Origin of the sequence: Pseudomonas ovata (assembly GCF_003131185.1) — a bacterium.
Classification (GTDB): domain Bacteria; phylum Pseudomonadota; class Gammaproteobacteria; order Pseudomonadales; family Pseudomonadaceae; genus Aquipseudomonas; species Aquipseudomonas ovata.
Genome location: NZ_QFFU01000017.1, coordinates 1 through 16371, shown reverse-complemented (window position 1 = coordinate 16371; position 16371 = coordinate 1). Strand labels below are relative to the sequence as shown.

12 protein-coding genes and 1 riboswitch are annotated in these 16371 nt (G+C 63.4%); of the genes, 5 read left to right on the top strand and 7 right to left on the bottom strand.

What is annotated here, in order from left to right; all coding sequences use genetic code 11:
• Positions 1–94: 94 nt before the first annotated feature.
• The 4 genes from eutC to exaC form a co-directional block, all read right to left on the bottom strand.
• Entirely contained in the window at positions 95–904 is an 810-nt protein-coding gene (gene eutC, locus DGA31_RS19915; protein ID WP_109513722.1) for an ethanolamine ammonia-lyase subunit EutC, read from the bottom strand.
• A gap of 9 nt (positions 905–913) precedes the next feature.
• Complete coding sequence (locus tag DGA31_RS19910) at positions 914–2308, bottom strand: ethanolamine ammonia-lyase subunit EutB (protein WP_109513721.1); 1395 nt, start codon at positions 2306–2308, stop codon at positions 914–916.
• A 51-nt stretch (positions 2309–2359) separates the two neighbouring features.
• Positions 2360–3808, bottom strand: a complete 1449-nt coding sequence (gene eat / locus DGA31_RS19905) for an ethanolamine permease (RefSeq protein WP_056840551.1) — start codon at positions 3806–3808, stop codon at positions 2360–2362.
• Positions 3809–3881: 73 nt separating this feature from the next.
• On the bottom strand, positions 3882–5402 hold the full coding sequence (gene exaC, locus DGA31_RS19900) for an acetaldehyde dehydrogenase ExaC (protein ID WP_109513720.1): 1521 nt from the start codon (positions 5400–5402) through the stop codon (positions 3882–3884).
• A 330-nt stretch (positions 5403–5732) separates the two neighbouring features.
• Between exaC and qhpR the strand changes: the two genes are divergently transcribed.
• The 3 genes from qhpR to DGA31_RS19885 all read left to right on the top strand — a co-directional run bounded on the left by qhpR (position 5733) and on the right by DGA31_RS19885 (position 8585).
• Complete coding sequence (gene qhpR, locus DGA31_RS19895; protein WP_109513719.1) at positions 5733–6803, top strand: AraC-like transcriptional regulator QhpR; 1071 nt, start codon at positions 5733–5735, stop codon at positions 6801–6803.
• A gap of 628 nt (positions 6804–7431) precedes the next feature.
• Complete coding sequence (locus DGA31_RS19890) at positions 7432–7980, top strand: cytochrome b (RefSeq protein ID WP_109513718.1); 549 nt, start codon at positions 7432–7434, stop codon at positions 7978–7980.
• A 26-nt stretch (positions 7981–8006) separates the two neighbouring features.
• Positions 8007–8585: a YceI family protein gene (locus DGA31_RS19885; RefSeq protein ID WP_056840555.1), complete on the top strand. Its 579-nt coding sequence runs from the start codon at positions 8007–8009 to the stop codon at positions 8583–8585.
• Positions 8586–8885: 300 nt separating this feature from the next.
• Here DGA31_RS19885 and DGA31_RS19880 read toward each other — a convergent pair whose 3' ends face one another.
• The 3 genes from DGA31_RS19880 to ahcY all read right to left on the bottom strand — a co-directional run bounded on the left by DGA31_RS19880 (position 8886) and on the right by ahcY (position 13457).
• The gene (locus tag DGA31_RS19880) at positions 8886–10766 is read right to left on the bottom strand and encodes an RNA helicase RhlE2 (protein ID WP_109513717.1); all 1881 of its coding nucleotides are present in this window, start codon (positions 10764–10766) and stop codon (positions 8886–8888) included.
• A gap of 334 nt (positions 10767–11100) precedes the next feature.
• Positions 11101–11946, bottom strand: a complete 846-nt coding sequence (gene metF, locus DGA31_RS19875) for a methylenetetrahydrofolate reductase [NAD(P)H] (RefSeq protein WP_109513716.1) — start codon at positions 11944–11946, stop codon at positions 11101–11103.
• 101 nt (positions 11947–12047) lie between these two features.
• Complete coding sequence (gene ahcY / locus DGA31_RS19870) at positions 12048–13457, bottom strand: adenosylhomocysteinase (RefSeq protein WP_056840558.1); 1410 nt, start codon at positions 13455–13457, stop codon at positions 12048–12050.
• A 24-nt stretch (positions 13458–13481) separates the two neighbouring features.
• A riboswitch (S-adenosyl-L-homocysteine riboswitch) is annotated at positions 13482–13593 on the bottom strand.
• A 193-nt stretch (positions 13594–13786) separates the two neighbouring features.
• Here ahcY and DGA31_RS19865 point away from each other — a divergent pair.
• A complete protein-coding gene (locus tag DGA31_RS19865; RefSeq protein WP_109513715.1) occupies positions 13787–15643 on the top strand; it encodes a patatin-like phospholipase family protein in 1857 nt (618 codons plus the stop codon).
• Between the two features lie 73 nt (positions 15644–15716).
• Positions 15717–16118, top strand: a complete 402-nt coding sequence (locus DGA31_RS19860) for an acyl-CoA thioesterase (protein WP_056840560.1) — start codon at positions 15717–15719, stop codon at positions 16116–16118.
• The last annotated feature ends 253 nt before the right edge of the window (positions 16119–16371 follow it).

The window sequence follows — 16371 nt, the reverse complement described above, 5'->3', positions numbered from 1 at the left end:
CAAAATCTGCGAAACGCTGAAAATTTACGACTGCTAACGCAGCCGGTCGCGGGCAAGCGCGCTCCTACGGGATCAGAAGGGGCGTGGCAGGGGCTCAGCGCTTGTCGTTCAACAGGAAGTTCCCCGGTCCTTCGTTGTCCAGCACCGGCACTTCGGCCTCGTCCTTGAGGTCGACGCCGGAGAGCTGGCGGCGGCAGGCTTCGCGCATCAGGTACATCAGGCGAAAGGTCGCCATGCCGTAGCTCAGCCCTTCAAGCCGCACGTTGGAGATGCAGTTGCGGTAGGCGTCGTTGAGCCCGACCCTGGGGCCGTAGGTGAAATACAGCCCCAGGCTGTCCGGTGAGCTGAGTCCTGGTCGTTCGCCGATCAGGATCACGCTCATCTTCGCCCCCAGCCGCTGCGCCACTTCATCGGCCACCGCGACCCGACCCTGTTGCACCAGGGTGATGGGCGCCAGCGACCAGCCTGCTTCATTCACCTGCTCCAGCAGCTTGTCGAGAAACGGCAGGCTGTGCCGGCGCACGGCCAGCGACGACAGGCCGTCGGCGATGACGATCGCCAGGTCGAAGCCTTTGCCCTGTTGCGCAGCGTAGGCGTCCAGCGCCTGCGCGGATTCCTCGTTCAGCCGCCGGCCCAGGTCCGGGCGCTGCAGGTAGGTGTGGCGATCGGGCGCGGCACTGTGCGCCAGCAAGGTGTCGAGCTGGCGACCTTGCAGTTCTTCGCGCAAGCCTTCGTGGTCGAACGGCAGGTGCACCGCGTCGCGGGCCTGGGCGTGGGCGAACTGAAAGTCCAGTTGCGCCGCCGTGGGCAGACTGGTGCCGGCGCGGCCCAGGGCGATGCGCGCCGGGGTCAACTGGCGCAGGTGCTGCCAGGGGTTTTCGGTGGCGGGCGATTTGTCTGTCATGAGCACCTCTTAACTGAGTTGCGCCAGGGCCTGGCGGAATGCCGGTGGCAATTCGCTGCCCATGCGCAGTTGACCGCCCTGCTGCTGGAAGATGCCCATGCGTGCCAGCCACTGCTCGAATTCCGGTGCGGCATGCAGGCCCAGCACCTGGCGGGCATACAGCGCATCGTGGAACGAGGTGGTCTGGTAATTGAGCATCACATCGTCCGAGCCCGGAATGCCCATGATGAAGTTGATGCCGGCCGCGCCCAGCAGGGTCAGCAGCACGTCCATGTCGTCCTGGTCGGCCTCGGCATGGTTGGTGTAGCAGATGTCGCAGCCCATCGGCACCCCCAGCAGCTTGCCGCAGAAGTGGTCTTCGAGGCCGGCGCGGATGATCTGCTTGCCGTTGTACAGGTACTCGGGGCCGATGAAGCCGACCACGGTGTTGACCAGAAACGGATTGAAATGCCGGGCCACGCCATAGGCGCGGGTCTCGCAGGTCTGCTGGTCGACGCCATGATGGGCGTTGGCCGACAGCGCGCTGCCCTGGCCGGTCTCGAAGTACATCAGGTTGTTGCCCAGCGTGCCGCGCTTGAGGCTCAGGCCGGCGTCATAGCCTTCCTGCAGAATCTTCAGGCTGACGCCAAAACTGGCATTGGCCGCCTCGGTGCCGGCAATGGACTGGAACACCAGGTCCAGCGGCGCGCCGCGTTCGATGGCGGCAATCGAGCTGGTGACATGGGTCAGTACGCACGACTGGGTCGGGATCTGGTAGCGCTGGATGATCGCATCGAGCATCTCCACCAGCGTGCAGATCGAACTCATGCTGTCGGTGGCCGGGTTGATGCCGATCATGGCATCACCGTTGCCGTACAGCAGGCCATCGACGATGCTGGCAGCAATGCCGGCCGGATCGTCCGTGGGGTGGTTGGGCTGCAGGCGGGTCGACATCCGCCCGCGCAGGCCCTGGGTGTTACGAAAGCGGGTTTCGACGCGGGTTTTCTGCGCCACCAGCACCAGGTCCTGGATGCGCATGATCTTCGACACGGCCGCGGCCATTTCCGGGGTCAGGCCGGGGGCCAGCGCCTTGAGGCTCTGTTCGTCGGCCTGCTCGCTGAGCAGCCAGTCACGCAGCCCGCCCACGGTGAGGTGGCTGACCGGCGCGAAGGCCTCGCTGTCGTGGGTGTCGATGATCAGGCGGGTGACTTCATCGCTTTCATAAGGAATCAGCACTTCCTGCAAGAAATGCTTGAGCGGCACGTTGGCCAGGGCCATCTGCGCCGCTGCGCGCTCGGCATCGCTGCCGGCGGCGACCTCGGCCAGGTAGTCGCCGGAGCGCGCCGGGCTGGCCTTGGCCATCAGCTCGCGCAGGTCCTCGAAGGTCCAGGTCATGTGGGCGATGGTGTGGGTAAAACGAGCCATGGTCTGTCTCCTGTGGTGGCCACCCGCAGGGGGGTGGCCACCTTGTACCGGTCAGCGCAGGGATTGTTCGGCAGCCTGGATGGCGGCGAACTCTTCCTCGGGAGTGCCCGACACCAGGTGGTGACGGCTGTACAGGGCGAAGTAGGCAATGAACAGTGCGTAGATGACCGCCGCGCCGATCACCACCCGCGTGTCGACCAGAAAGCCTGCGACCAGGGCAATGGCCGCCAGCACCAGCGCCACCGCCGAGGTCACCACGCCACCCGGTGTGCGATACGGGCGTGGCATGTCCGGACGCCGCACGCGCAGGGTGATGTGCGCGGCCATCATCAATACATACGACAGTGTGGCACCGAAAACCGCCACCAGAATCAACAGATCGCCCTGACCGCTCAGCGACAGGCCGAAACCGATGATGCCTGGCACGATCAGCGCCATCACCGGCGCTTTGTTGCGGTTGGTCAGCGACAGACCGCGCGGCAGGTAGCCGGCCCGCGACAAGGCGAAGATCTGCCGCGAATAGGCATAGATAATCGAGAAAAAGCTGGCAATCAGGCCGGCCAGGCCGACCAGGTTGACGAACTGGCTCATCCAGGTCGAACCGCCATAGACCTTGACCAGCGACTCGACCAGCGGGTTACCGGAGGCGACCAGCGCCTGGGCACCGGCGGCACCCGGACCGACCAGCAGGATCAGGCCGGCAAAGGCCAGCAGCACCAGCATCGCGCCGATCAGGCCGCGGGGCAGGTCGCGCTTGGGGTCCTTGGTTTCTTCGGCGGCCAGTGGCACGCCTTCGACCGCCAGGAAAAACCAGATGGCGTAAGGCAGCGCGGCCCAGATGCCCATGTAGCCGAACGGCAGGAAGCTGCTGGCGCCGGCGGCGGTGGTGGCCGGAATGTCGAACAGGTTGGCGACCTGGAAGTGCGGCACCATTGCGACGATGTACACGCCCAGGGCGATGGCTGCTACGGCGGTGATCACGAACATCAGTTTCAGGGCCTCACCGGCGCCCAGAATGTGGATGCCGATGAACACCACGTAGAACACCAGGTAGATGATCCAGCCGCCGATGCCGAACAGCGATTCGCAATAGGCGCCGATGAAGCAGGCAATCGCCGCGGGGGCGATGGCGTATTCGATCAGGATTGCCGTGCCGGTCAGAAAGCCGCCCCAGGGGCCGAACGCGGTACGGGTGAAGCCATAGCCGCCGCCGGCGGTGGGGATCATCGAGGACAGCTCGGCCAGCGAGAAGCACATGCACAGGTACATGGTCGCCATCAGCAAGGTGGCGATGAACATGCCGCCCCAGCCGCCCTGGGCCAGGCCGAAGTTCCAGCCGGCGTAGTCACCGGAAATCACATAGGCCACGCCCAGGCCGATCAGCAATACCCAGCCGGCAGCGCCTTGTTTGAGTTGGCGGCTGGCGAAATACTCGGCGCCGACCGCTTCGGTTTCCACGCCGCCCTGAGAGGCGGATGGGGTAAGTGTCTCTTTGGACATGTCTGGACTCCTTCGTGGCCCGCCGGGTAACAGCGGGCCGCAGCTGTGTTGGATTGGCTGTCTTGGCGGCAGATCAGAAGAAGCCCAGCGGGTTGATGTCGTAGCTGATCAGCAGGTTCTTGGTCTGCTGGTAGTGGTCGAGCATCATCTTGTGGGTTTCACGCCCGACCCCGGACTTTTTGTAGCCGCCGAAGGCAGCGTGCGCCGGGTACAGGTGGTAACAGTTGGTCCATACACGTCCGGCCTTGATCGCCCGGCCCATGCGGTAGGCGCGGTTGATGTCACGGGTCCAGACGCCGGCGCCCAGGCCGAATTCGGTGTCGTTGGCGATTGCCAGGGCTTCGGCCTCGTCCTTGAAGGTGGTCACCCCGACCACCGGGCCGAAGATTTCTTCCTGGAACACGCGCATGTCGTTGGTGCCCTTGAGCAGGGTCGGCTGGATGTAATAGCCGCCGGCCAGGTCGCCTTCGAGCTGCTCCGAGGCGCCGCCGGTCAGTAGTTGTGCGCCTTCTTGCTGGGCAATGTCCAGGTAACCGAGGATTTTTTCGTATTGCTGCTGCGAGGCCTGGGCGCCGACCATGGTCTCGGTGTCCAGTGGGTTGCCGCGCTTGATCGATTTGATCTTCTTCATGACCTCGACCATGAACGGCTCGAAGATCGACTCCTGGACCAGGGCCCGCGACGGGCAGGTACAGACCTCGCCCTGGTTGAAGAACGCCAGCACCAGGCCTTCGGCGGCTTTCTCGATGAAGGCCGGTTCTGCCTGCATGATGTCTTCAAAGAACACGTTGGGCGACTTGCCGCCCAGCTCGACGGTACTCGGGATGATATTGGCGGCGGCGCATTTCATGATGTGCGAGCCCACCGGCGTGGAGCCGGTAAAGGCGATCTTGGCGATGCGCGTGCTGGTGGCCAGGGCTTCACCGGCTTCGCGGCCAAAGCCCTGGACAATGTTGAGCACACCCGGCGGCAGCAGGTCGCCCACCAGCTCGGCGAAGACAGTGATCGACAGGGGCGTCTGCTCGGCCGGCTTGAGCACCACGCAGTTGCCGGCGGCCAGGGCCGGGGCCAGCTTCCAGGCGGCCATCAGCAGCGGAAAGTTCCACGGGATGATCTGCCCGACCACGCCCAGCGGCTCGTGGAAGTGGTAGGCCGCGGTGTGTTCGTCGATCTCGGCGCTGCTGCCCTCCTGGGCGCGAATGCAGCCGGCGAAGTAGCGGAAATGATCAGCGGCCAGCGGCACGTCGGCGTTCAGGGTCTCGCGCACGGCCTTGCCGTTGTCCCAGCTTTCGGCCACGGCCAGCAATTCGAGGTTGGCTTCGATGCGGTCGGCGATCTTGAGCAGGATCCGCGAGCGGTTCTGCACCGAGGTCTTGCCCCACGCCTCGGCGGCAGCATGGGCGGCGTCCAGCGCCTGGTCGATGTCCGCCGCCGTCGAGCGCGGAAACTCACCGATCACCGAGGCGTCCACCGGGCTGGTGTTGGTGAAGTACTGACCGCCCGCGGGGGCTCTAAATTCACCACCGATGTAGTTGCCATAGCGTGGCTTGAGGGTGATGACAGCGCCTGCGGTACCTGGTTTGGCATAGATCATGAGTATTCTCCGGACGACGTTTCTTGTTATTCGAGAAGGCCTGAGGAATAAGGCTGGGCTTCATCTTGAGCGGATTTCATGACGCCGACTTGACCTTGAGAATGGCTTTTTGTCACCTGAGGTCAACTTTTGCCGACGACATGCCGCGCTGTCGTGTTGAGTCAAATCCGCCGCTCTGCGGCGGTGCGGGTGTTTCCTGACGACCCATTTTGGGGCGTCCTACAACGTTATGGGTATTGTTCTGACCTGCCTGGCGGCGGGGGCCGGGCGGTTGAGGATGGGCGGCGTATTTCTTGCTTGTTGACATGACTTGTCACAAAGGAGGCCTCGATGAGCATTCTTCTCGCCCAGCCGGAACTCTCGGGGCGCGCTTCGCTGCTGGCCGGGGCCCAGGCCAATGCCGGCGTGCTGGCTGCTGCCGCCAGCGGCCTGTGCGACTTCATCGAAAAGCAGGGCGGCGACCCCGACCGGGTGCTGGGGGTGTCGGGTATCGACCCGGAATCACTGCGTCACCCGACCCTGAGCCTGGCCTTGCCCAACTACTGCCAGGTGCTTGAAGAGGCCTCGCGCCAGTCGGGCTGCGACAATTTCGGCCTGTACTACGGCCAGCAATTCAAGCCGCAGGCGCTGGGGTTGCTGGGCTATATCGGCCTGTGTTCGGCCACGGTCGAGCAGGCACTGATTAACTTTGCCCGGGCCTTTCCATTGCACCAGCGCAACAGCCTGATTCGCCTGGTCGATGCCGGGGAGTGCTACCGCTTCGATTACCAGGTGCGTCACGGTGCCATTCTGTGCCGGCGCCAGGACGCCGAGTTGACCCTGGGCATGGCGCTCAACCTGGTCCGTCATGTGCTGGGCAACCAGTGGGCGCCGCGGGCGGTGCATTTCGAGCATCCACGCCCGGAACACTGGCATGAGCACTGCAAAGTCTTCGATGCACCGGTGTATTTCGAGCAGCCGTGCAATTCGCTGTTGATCCCCAAGCGCGGCCTGCAACGCAGCATGCCGCAGAGCGATCCGTTGCTGTTGCTGGTGATGCAGGATTCGCTGAGCCAGCTCAGCCGCCTGGGCGGCCAAGGCGAGCTGGACATCGTCGATGCGGTGCGCGAGCAGGTGCGCCAGCGCCTGCTGGAAGGCGAGCCGGTGCTGGAAACCATCGCCGAGCAACTGGGCCTGTCCAGTTGGGCGCTGCAACGCCGCTTGCGCGAGCACAACCTGAGTTTCTCGGCAGTGGTCGACACCCTGCGCCGCGAGCTGGCCACCCACTACCTGGGCCAGGCGCAGCTGCCGATTTCCAGCCTGGCGCCCTTGCTGGGCTATTCGGAATCCAGCGCCTTCTCCCGCGCCTTCCGCCGCTGGTTCGGCGTCAGCCCCCGCCAGTGGCGGCAGGGTTCGGCGTAAAAACGCACGACAGTGTTGGAGCGACCACCGGTCGCGAAAGGGCCGGCACATTCAAGATCGCCGGCGGCTGGCAGGCTGCATTCGCGACCGTTGGTTGCTCAGAACAGGCTATTCGGGCAGGCATCGACCGGTAGGAGCCCGCTTGCCGGCGACCGAGTGCGGAGCGCTCGCAGAAATTGATTAAACGCTGCAATTTTACGACTGCTGCGCAGCCGGTCGCGGGTAAACGCGCTCCTACGGGTTTGCGTCTGTTCCCTTTCAAGGCCATAGACCTTGTTGGAGCGACCAACGGTCGCGAAAGGGCCGGTACATTCAACGTATCTGGCTCAGATTTCCGACGCTCACAAGCAAGGTGCCATGCCCAATTCGTTTGTCTATGGATACCGTTCGTCGGTAGCAAAAAGCCGGCGGTCTTGCGCCCGTATTCCCCGCTTCGATTTCTGGCGATGCTGCGCTGCGCCTGCTTTGCAGGTGCGCAACGAACCGCCAGCGCGCGTCATGGTCTGAAATCCGCGGCAGCACAAACGGTTAATCCATCGTATTTATCGATAGTTAAAAGCCATTTTTTGCGCTTTCTTTCGATAGATAAATCGCTAGTCTGATCGCACGTCTTACAAGGTATCAAGCAATGCAGCTACGCAATTCCTCCTCTCGTTACGGTCTGGTCAGTCGCGTGCTGCACTGGGGTGTGGCCCTGACCGTGTTCGGTCTGTTTGGCCTGGGGTTGTGGATGATGGGGCTGGATTACTACGATAGCTGGCGCAAGCAAGGGCCGGACCTGCACAAGAGCATCGGCCTGGTGCTGTTCGCTGCGATGCTGCTGCGCGTGATCTGGCGCTTTGTCAGCCCGCCGCCACCGCCACTGGCCAGCTACAGCCGAATGACCCGCCTCGGCGCTGCCTTTGGCCATGCCTTCCTGTATGTCGCGCTGTTTGCGGTCATGACCGCCGGTTACCTGATTTCCACCGCCGATGGCGTGGGCATTCCGGTCTTCGGCCTGTTCGAGGTGCCGGCGCTGGTCAGCGGACTGCCGCAGCAGGCCGATACCGCCGGGCAGATTCATTTTTACCTGGCCTGGGCCATCGTGATTTTCGCGGGGCTGCATGGGCTGGCTGCACTGAAACACCACTTTATTGATCGTGATGTGACCCTCAAGCGCATGCTGGGTCGTAATTGATTGTTCAACCACAAAGGGAATACAGCATGTTGAAGAAGTCTCTCGCCGCTCTGGCCCTGGGTACTGCTCTGTTCACCGCCGGCCAGGCCATGGCCGCCGACTACGTGATCGACAAGGAAGGCCAGCACGCCTTCATCGACTTCAAGATCAGCCACCTGGGCTACAGCTTCATCCACGGCACGTTCAAGGACTGGGACGGCACGTTCAGCTTCGACGCTGCCAAGCCTGAAGCGAGCAAGATCGCGGTCGAGCTGAAAACCGCCAGCCTGTTCACCAACCATGCCGAGCGTGACAAGCACATCCAGAGCAAGGATTTCCTGGACACCGCCAAATTCCCAGAGGCCAAGTTCGTCTCCACCAGCGTGAAATCCACCGGCGAGAAAACCGCCGATGTGACCGGCGACCTGACCCTGCATGGCGTGACCAAGCCGGTGACCATCAAGGCCACGTTCAATGGTGAAGGCAAGGACCCGTGGGGCGGCTACCGTGCCGGCTTCAACGGTTCGACTACCCTCAACCTGAACGACTTCGGCATCAAGGGCCCAGGCCCGACGTCGCAGACACTGGACCTGGACATCTCGCTGGAAGGCGTGCAGAAGAAGTAAGCGCTTTTCGATAGATGCAAAAACGCCGACCCTTGGGTCGGCGTTTTTGTGTGTGGCGTACGGCGAGGAGCGCATCACCGCAAAAGCCGCTCGCCGCCCCGCCGCGCTACTCAATATTCAATTCACCGCTTGTAGGAGCGCGCTTGCCCGCGACCGAGTGCGAAGCGCTCGCAAAATCTGCGCAACGCCAAAAATTTACGGTTGTGAACACATTCAAAATCTTTGAAACGCTGCAAATTTACGACTGCTAACGCAGCCGGTCGCGGGCAAGCGCGCTCCTACAGGTCGGGTGCTCCGGTTTTAGCTGTCGCGGTTGCGGGTCAGCAGGGCCGGTTTTTCACCGCGTGGGCGGTTTGGCACTTCGTCGAGCAGTTCGGCGGACGGGAAACGATCGATCTTCGATTCCTTGTGCACGATTTTCGGCTGTTGCGACTGACGCTCCGGCGGGCGAACGGCGGGCTCTTCACGGGCCTGACGGTCACGCGGGGCGTTGTTGCGCGGTGCACCGGTGCGCGGGCCATTGCTGGTGCGCTTGCCAGCACCTGCACCGGCGCCAGCACCCGCCGGACGTGGTGTGTTGCTGCGCGGTGCCTGGCCCTGCGGACGGGCAGCACCGGTGCCGGCGGCAGGCGCGGCGCCCGGACGACGGCCACGGCCCTGGGACTTGCCCTGGTAAGGGCTGACGTAGTCGGCGCGGTTGCCGAAGTTGTCGACCTCGTCATCCAGGAACACTTCCGGGTCGCGGTTGGCCGGGGCACGAGGTGCAGCGGACGCCTGCTGTTGCGGCTGTGGCTGGGTGCGGGCGGTGCCTTCACGCGGTTTTTTTTCGCGTGGCGGGCGCGCCGGACGCTCACCGGGAGCGGCGGCTACGGCCGGCTTGTCCTTGCTCTTGCTGTCACGCCCTTTGTCTTTGCCTTTATCGCGACGGCCGCCGCTTCCCTTTTCGCCTTTGTCGGCGCCTTCGGCACGGCCGCTACGGGTGTTGCGCTGTGGGCGTGGCTCGCGGGTTTCAGGCTTTTCGGCCTCGACCTTGGAAGCATCGAAACCGGCCAGGTCGCCGTCGGCGATCTTCTGGCGGGTCATGCGCTCAATGCTCTTGAGCAGTTTTTCTTCGTCCGGTGCAACCAGCGAGATCGCCTCGCCGCTGCGACCGGCCCGGCCGGTACGGCCGATACGGTGCACATAGTCTTCATCGACATTGGGCAGTTCGAAGTTGACCACATGCGGCAACTGATCGATGTCCAGGCCGCGGGCGGCGATGTCGGTGGCGACCATGATCCGTACTTCGCCGGCTTTGAAGTCGGCCAGGGCCTTGGTGCGGGCGTTCTGGCTCTTGTTGCCGTGGATCGCCACGGCGCTCAGCCCGTGCTTGTCGAGGTACTCGGCCAGGCGGTTGGCGCCGTGCTTGGTGCGGGTGAACACCAGCACCTGCTCCCATGCACCCTGGGTGATCAGGTGGGCGAGCAGGGCACGCTTGTGGCTGGCTGCCAGGCGGAACACACGCTGTTCGATGCGCTCGACCGTGGTGTTGGGCGGCGTGACTTCGATGCGCTCGGGGTCATGCAGCAGCTTGCCGGCCAGGGCCGTGATGTCGTTGGAGAAGGTCGCCGAGAACAACAGGTTCTGGCGCTTGGCCGGCAGGCGTGCCAGGACCTTCTTGACGTCGTGCACAAAGCCCATGTCGAGCATCCGGTCGGCTTCGTCCAGCACCAGGATTTCAACGTGGGACAGGTCGACATTGCCTTGGCCGGCCAGGTCGAGCAGGCGACCCGGGCAGGCAACCAGGACGTCGACGCCCTTGGACAGGGCCTGGATCTGGGGATTCATGCCGACACCGCCGAACACGCAGGTGCTGACGAACTTGAGGTCGCGGGCATACAGCTTGAAGCTGTCGTGCACTTGTGCGGCCAGTTCACGGGTCGGGGTCAGGACCAGTACGCGCGGCTGGCGCGGGCCATGACGCTGGGATTTGTCCGGGTGACCGTTGGGAAACAGGCGCTCCAGAATCGGGAGGGCGAAACCACCGGTTTTACCAGTACCTGTCTGCGCCGCCACCATCAGGTCGCGACCTTGCAACACGGCGGGAATGGCCCGCTGTTGCACGGGAGTAGGCTGGGTATAGCCCGCCGCTTCGACAGCGCGGACTAGAGCCTCGGAGAGACCGAGGGAGGCAAAGGACATGAGAAATCCTGTTCTGGTTGGAGCTTGTGCTCAGGGAAATCGTGCCTGGCGCAATGACGTTCGGGCTGCTTTGACCTGCGACGACATGTGGGGTCGCGGTTTTCAGGAGCATATGAGGAACGCGATCGCGTCCGGTGCAGCGGGGTCGGAAATCCATCTCGTGACTGCATCGGCGTGATCGAGATGCCTTTTGCAAGACCCAGCGTCCGGGCGTAAGCCTGGCGGGAAGGCCGGAGTATAACAGAGCCACTACGCTGTGCTTGTTTCCGGCTGCCCAACGGTTTTATCAGGAGTGTGGCCCCGAAGCAATGCTTCGGGGCCATCAGACACAACCTCAGCGTGACGACTCGAGGTTCTTCCAGATCGCCAGGCTCGGCTCGGCCTGGTTCAACGTGTAGAAGTGCAGGCTCGGCGCGCCGCCTTGCAGCAGCTTCTCGCACATCTCGGTGATGACCTGCTCGCCGAACGCCTGGATGCTGGCGCTGTCGTCGTTGTAGGCTTCCAGCTGCTTGCGGATCCAGCGCGGGATTTCCGCTCCGCAGGCGTCCGAAAAACGCGCCAGCTTACTGTAGTTGGTGATCGGCATGATGCCGGGCACGATCGGAATCTCCACGCCCGCCTTGCGCACGCGCTCGACGAAGTAGAAATAGCTGTCGGCGTTGAAGAAGTACTGGGTGATCGCGCTGCTGGCGCCGGCCTTGACCTTGCGCACGAAGTTGGCGATGTCGTCTTCGAGGTTGCGCGCCTGGGGGTGCATCTCGGGGTAGGCGGCGACTTCGATGTAGAAATGATCACCGCTTTCTTCGCGGATGAAGCTCACCAGGTCGTTGGCGTGACGCAAGTCGCCGCTGACCAGGCCCATGCCCGAAGGCAGGTCGCCGCGCAGGGCCACGATGCGCTTGATGCCAGCGGCCTTGTACTCGGCCAGCAGACCGCGCAGGTCATCCTTGCTGTCGCCGACGCACGACAGGTGCGGGGCGGCGGGAACCTTGACCTCGTTCTGCAGTTGCAGCACGGTGTTGAGGGTCCGGTCACGGGTCGAACCGCCGGCACCGTAGGTGCACGAAAAGAATTCCGGCGAGCAGGCGCTGAACTGCCGAGCAACGCTCAACAGTTTTTCCTGGCCGGCATCGGTCTTGGTGGGGAAGAACTCGAAGCTGTAGACGTGTTTCTGGGACATGAGCGATAACCTTCAAAGCCTGACGCACACCTGCAGGAGCGGATTCATCCGCAAAACGCATCACGGATGAATCCGCCCCTGCGCGGGCAGCTGCTAAATGATCAGTAGCGGTAAGCGTGTGGCTTGAACGGACCTTCGACGGTCACGCCGATGTAGTCGGCCTGGGTCTTGGTCAGCTTGGTCACGACGCCACCGAAGCCACGCACCATTTCCAGGGCGACTTCTTCGTCCAGCTTCTTGGGCAGCACTTCGACAGTCAAACGCTCGGCTTTCTGGGCCGGCGACAGGTCGGCGTACTTCTGCCCGAACAGGAAGATCTGCGCCAGCACCTGGTTGGCAAACGAGCCGTCCATGATGCGGCTTGGGTGGCCGGTGGCGTTGCCCAGGTTCACCAGGCGACCTTCGGCCAGCAGGATCAGGTAGTCGTCGTTCTGTGGGTCGAACGCGCCAGTGCCGGTGCGGTGGATCTTGTGCACCTGTGGCTTCACTTCTTCCCATGCCCAGTTCTTGCGCATGAAAGCGGTGTCGATTTCGTTGTCGAAGTGACCGATGTTGCACACCACGGCGCGCTTTTTCAGGGCCTTGAGCATGTTGGCATCGCACACGTTGACGTTGCCGGTGGTGGTCACGATCAGGTCGATCTTGCCCAGCAGGGCCTTGTCGATGCTCGCTTCGGTGCCGTCGTTCTCACCGTCGATGAACGGCGAAACCAGTTCGAAACCGTCCATGCAGGCCTGCATGGCGCAGATCGGGTCGACTTCAGTGACCTTGACGATCATGCCTTCCTGACGCAGCGACTGGGCCGAGCCCTTGCCCACGTCACCGTAGCCGATCACCAGCGCCTGCTTGCCCGACAACAGGTGGTCGGTGCCGCGCTTGATGGCGTCGTTGAGGCTGTGACGGCAGCCGTACTTGTTGTCGTTCTTGCTCTTGGTCACCGAGTCGTTGACGTTGATGGCCGGGATCTTCAGTTCGCCCTTGGCCAGCATGTCCAGCAGGCGGTGCACGCCCGTGGTGGTCTCTTCGGTGACGCCGTGGATCCTGTCCAGCATCGCCGGGTATTTCTTGTGGATGATCTCGGTCAGGTCGCCGCCGTCGTCAAGGATCATGTTGGCGTCCCATGGCTGGCCATCCTTGAGGATGGTCTGCTCGATGCACCACTCGTATTCTTCTTCGGTTTCGCCTTTCCAGGCGAACACAGGCACACCGGCAGCAGCGATGGCGGCAGCGGCCTGGTCCTGGGTGGAGAAGATGTTGCACGACGACCAGCGTACTTCGGCACCCAGGGCAACCAGGGTCTCGATCAGCACGGCGGTCTGGATGGTCATGTGGATGCAGCCGATGATCTTGGCGCCCTTGAGCGGCTGCTCACCGGCGTACTTGCGGCGCAGACCCATCAGGGCCGGCATTTCCGATTCGGCGATGATGGTTTCGCGGCGGCCCCAGGCAGCCAGGGAGATGTCGGCGACCTTGAAGTCGTTGAAATCGGCAGGCGTGTTTACAGCGCTCATTGAAGAGTCTCCATTCCAAGTAAATGCGAATGGGCGCCGTTGTGCGTTAAAGGCCTGCCGGCTGAGGGATCAGCCTGTCAGACAACGCCCCATCCGAGCCTGACAGGGTAAACCTGCTGCAGCGCCCCTCGGACAGGTGGCGGGAACGGTATCGAGAATTGATGACCGTTTGAAAACGGTGTGCAGTATAGCCGTGCGGACGATTGTTCCAAAGTTTTTCTGCACAGGGCACTGCGCCGGATGACGGATGGGAAAATATTCTTGTACCGCATCCGGTGCCGGTCGGGGCTTTATCGTCGTGGTTCATCCAGCGTGCAAGGAACCGCACCGTGAACAGCACCCCGAAAGGACTTGAGTCGTCACCCACCCTGATCGTCGAACAGGCGGGCCGTCGCCGGATCACACTGGCGATCCATGAAAATGGCATCGCCCGCCTTGAACTGGACAGGCCGCCGATCCGCAAGCTGATTCTCAGCGGCGGCGGCGCCAAGGGCTTTGCCTATTCGGGTGCGCTGACCGCGCTGGAGCGCCTTGGGGTATTGCCCGGGATCGAGTCGGTGCACGGATCTTCGGCCGGCGCGATCATGGCGGCGCTGATTGCCTCGGGCATGCCGGCCGCGCCCTTTGATGAACTGAGCGACAACACCGACCTGCTGGCCCTGCTCGACAGCAGCGACCAGAGTATCGGCTGGCTGCAACACGGCCTGGCCCGACTGGGTGAGCGCGCAGACGCTATCCTGCCCGGCACGGCCGGCAGCTTTACCCACCTGCTGCTGGGCGTGTTGCCACGCCTGCAGTCGGCAGCGCTGCCACTGGAAGCGCTGATCCGCGAGCAGGCCCGTACGGCGGTGCTGGCGCTGATTACCGACACGCACCCGTCCGAGGTGCAGGCCGTGCGCAAGCGCTTGCAAGCCGAGGGCGCGGTGACCTTCGCCGACCTTGCGTTGCTCAACCGGTATATTGCGCAGATCAAGCAGCTCACCATTACCGGCACGGCGATGTTTGCCGGCGCACCGCAACTGGTGGTGTTCGGTGCGGCCCTGACCCCCGACCTGGACATCGCGGTGGCCGCGCACGTCTCGGCTGCCCTGCCCGTGGTGTTTCGCCAGCCGGGGCAGGAAGGGCTGGATTTCCAGGTGTTCGACGAGCTGACCTTCTTCCAGGACGGTGGCGTGCTGCTCAACACCCCGGTGCCGCAACTGCTCGACCCGGAGCTGGGCACCGACCTGTTGTCGAGCGCCGACATGCTGATCCTGACGTTCGAGCAGGGCCAGGCAGGCAACACGCGCGGTGGCCTGACCACCTTCCTCGCCGACTGGCTGGCCGGGGCACCGGTGTCAGCGCAGCGCGAGTGGCAGAACCTGGGCCTCAAGCGCCTGGCGGCGCAGACCGTGGTGGTGCCGTTGCGCACCGAGCGTGGTGATTTCACCGGTGCCTTGAACGGCACGCTGAATTTCACCATGAGCCCGGAGCTTCGCAATCACCTGCAAGAACAGTTGGAACAGGCGGTCAGGACGCACCTGGCCGAGCGCGCCGTGCAGCGCGAGGGTTACGATTTCGACTCACTGGAGGCCGCGCTGCAAAGCCTGGACGACGACATGCTCGCCAGTGTTGCGCGCAGCACCGAAGTGCCCGGGGTCACGCAGACGCTGGCCTGGCGCCGCACCGCGCACGAACGGCTGGCACTGCTTGAGGCGGCCATCGCCGCACTCGACAGCGAGGCCGGCGTGACGCTGACGGACGCCATCGCGGCAGCCCTTGCAAATCTTGATGCCCAGGTTCGCAGCCCGGCGGACACGCAGTGGCTGGCGCTGCAACTGAACCGTCATGAACGGCAGGCCTTCAAGCGGCTGCTCGAGGGCCTGCGTGAGGTGCCGGTGCAGTCGTCGGTGCTGGTGGCGGCGCAGGTCGAGCGGCGCCAGCGCGAGATCCGGGTGATTGCCGGCAACATCAGAAAGGCGCTGATCTTTCCATCGCTGCACCTGCTCTGGCAGACCCAGGCCAATACCGAGCTGCTGCTGCGTGCCGATCAACAGCTGTTGCAGGCGAGCACGGCAAGCGAGGTCAATGAGGCGCTGGAGGCCATCATCAGCGGGTATCAATCGCGCAACCGCTTGCCGGTCACGCTCTGGACTTCCACGACCGTCGCGCAGGCCAGGGCCTGGCGAATCGAGGGGGGTGTTTGACAAAGGCTTTTCACAGGACCGCCGTGCTCTGCCATGATGGCTGGCATCTTTAGGTCGGATGTCAGGAGCAAGCATGAATTTTCATACCCGCAAATGGGTGAAGCCCGAGGACCTCAACCCCAACGGCACGCTGTTCGGTGGCAGCCTGCTGCGCTGGATCGACGAGGAAGCGGCGATCTACGCCATCGTGCAACTGGGCAACCAGCGGGTGGTGACCAAGTACATCTCGGAGATCAACTTCGTCAGCGCCTCGCGCCAGGGCGACATCATCGAGCTGGGCATCACCGCCACCGAGTTCGGCCGCACCTCGATCACCCTGCGTTGCCAGGTGCGCAACAAGATCACCCGCAAGAGCATCCTGACGGTGGAGAAGATGGTCTTCGTCAACCTGGGCGAAGACGGCCAGCCGGCGGCGCATGGTCGAACCGAAATCCGCTACATCAAGGACCAGTTCGACCTGCCGGGCGACGAATGACTGAACCCGTGGGAGCGACCCACGGTCGCCAAGGCAGCGTCGCAGGCACTTAAGAGGGTGAATGTACCGACCCTTTCGCGACCGCTGGTCGCTCCCACAGGATCCCTGTCAGGCCTTGAATAGGGGCCAGACGCAAAACCTGTGGGAGCGACCCACGGTCGCGAATGTCGCGTGGCAGGCACTTAAGAGGGTGAATGTACCGACCCTTTCGCGACTGCTGGTCGCTCCCACAAGATCCCTGTCAGGCCTTGAA

Bases quoted from the DNA above. Each gene is read 5' to 3' on its own strand.
- eutC (WP_109513722.1), bottom strand. From the start codon at position 904: ATGACAGACAAATCGCCCGCCACCGAAAACCCCTGGCAGCACCTGCGC.
- DGA31_RS19910 (WP_109513721.1), bottom strand. From the start codon at position 2,308: ATGGCTCGTTTTACCCACACCATCGCCCACATGACCTGGACCTTCGAG.
- eat (WP_056840551.1), bottom strand. From the start codon at position 3,808: ATGTCCAAAGAGACACTTACCCCATCCGCCTCTCAGGGCGGCGTGGAA.
- exaC (WP_109513720.1), bottom strand. From the start codon at position 5,402: ATGATCTATGCCAAACCAGGTACCGCAGGCGCTGTCATCACCCTCAAG.
- qhpR (WP_109513719.1), top strand. From the start codon at position 5,733: ATGAGCATTCTTCTCGCCCAGCCGGAACTCTCGGGGCGCGCTTCGCTG.
- DGA31_RS19890 (WP_109513718.1), top strand. From the start codon at position 7,432: ATGCAGCTACGCAATTCCTCCTCTCGTTACGGTCTGGTCAGTCGCGTG.
- DGA31_RS19885 (WP_056840555.1), top strand. From the start codon at position 8,007: ATGTTGAAGAAGTCTCTCGCCGCTCTGGCCCTGGGTACTGCTCTGTTC.
- DGA31_RS19880 (WP_109513717.1), bottom strand. From the start codon at position 10,766: ATGTCCTTTGCCTCCCTCGGTCTCTCCGAGGCTCTAGTCCGCGCTGTC.
- metF (WP_109513716.1), bottom strand. From the start codon at position 11,946: ATGTCCCAGAAACACGTCTACAGCTTCGAGTTCTTCCCCACCAAGACC.
- ahcY (WP_056840558.1), bottom strand. From the start codon at position 13,457: ATGAGCGCTGTAAACACGCCTGCCGATTTCAACGACTTCAAGGTCGCC.
- DGA31_RS19860 (WP_056840560.1), top strand. From the start codon at position 15,717: ATGAATTTTCATACCCGCAAATGGGTGAAGCCCGAGGACCTCAACCCC.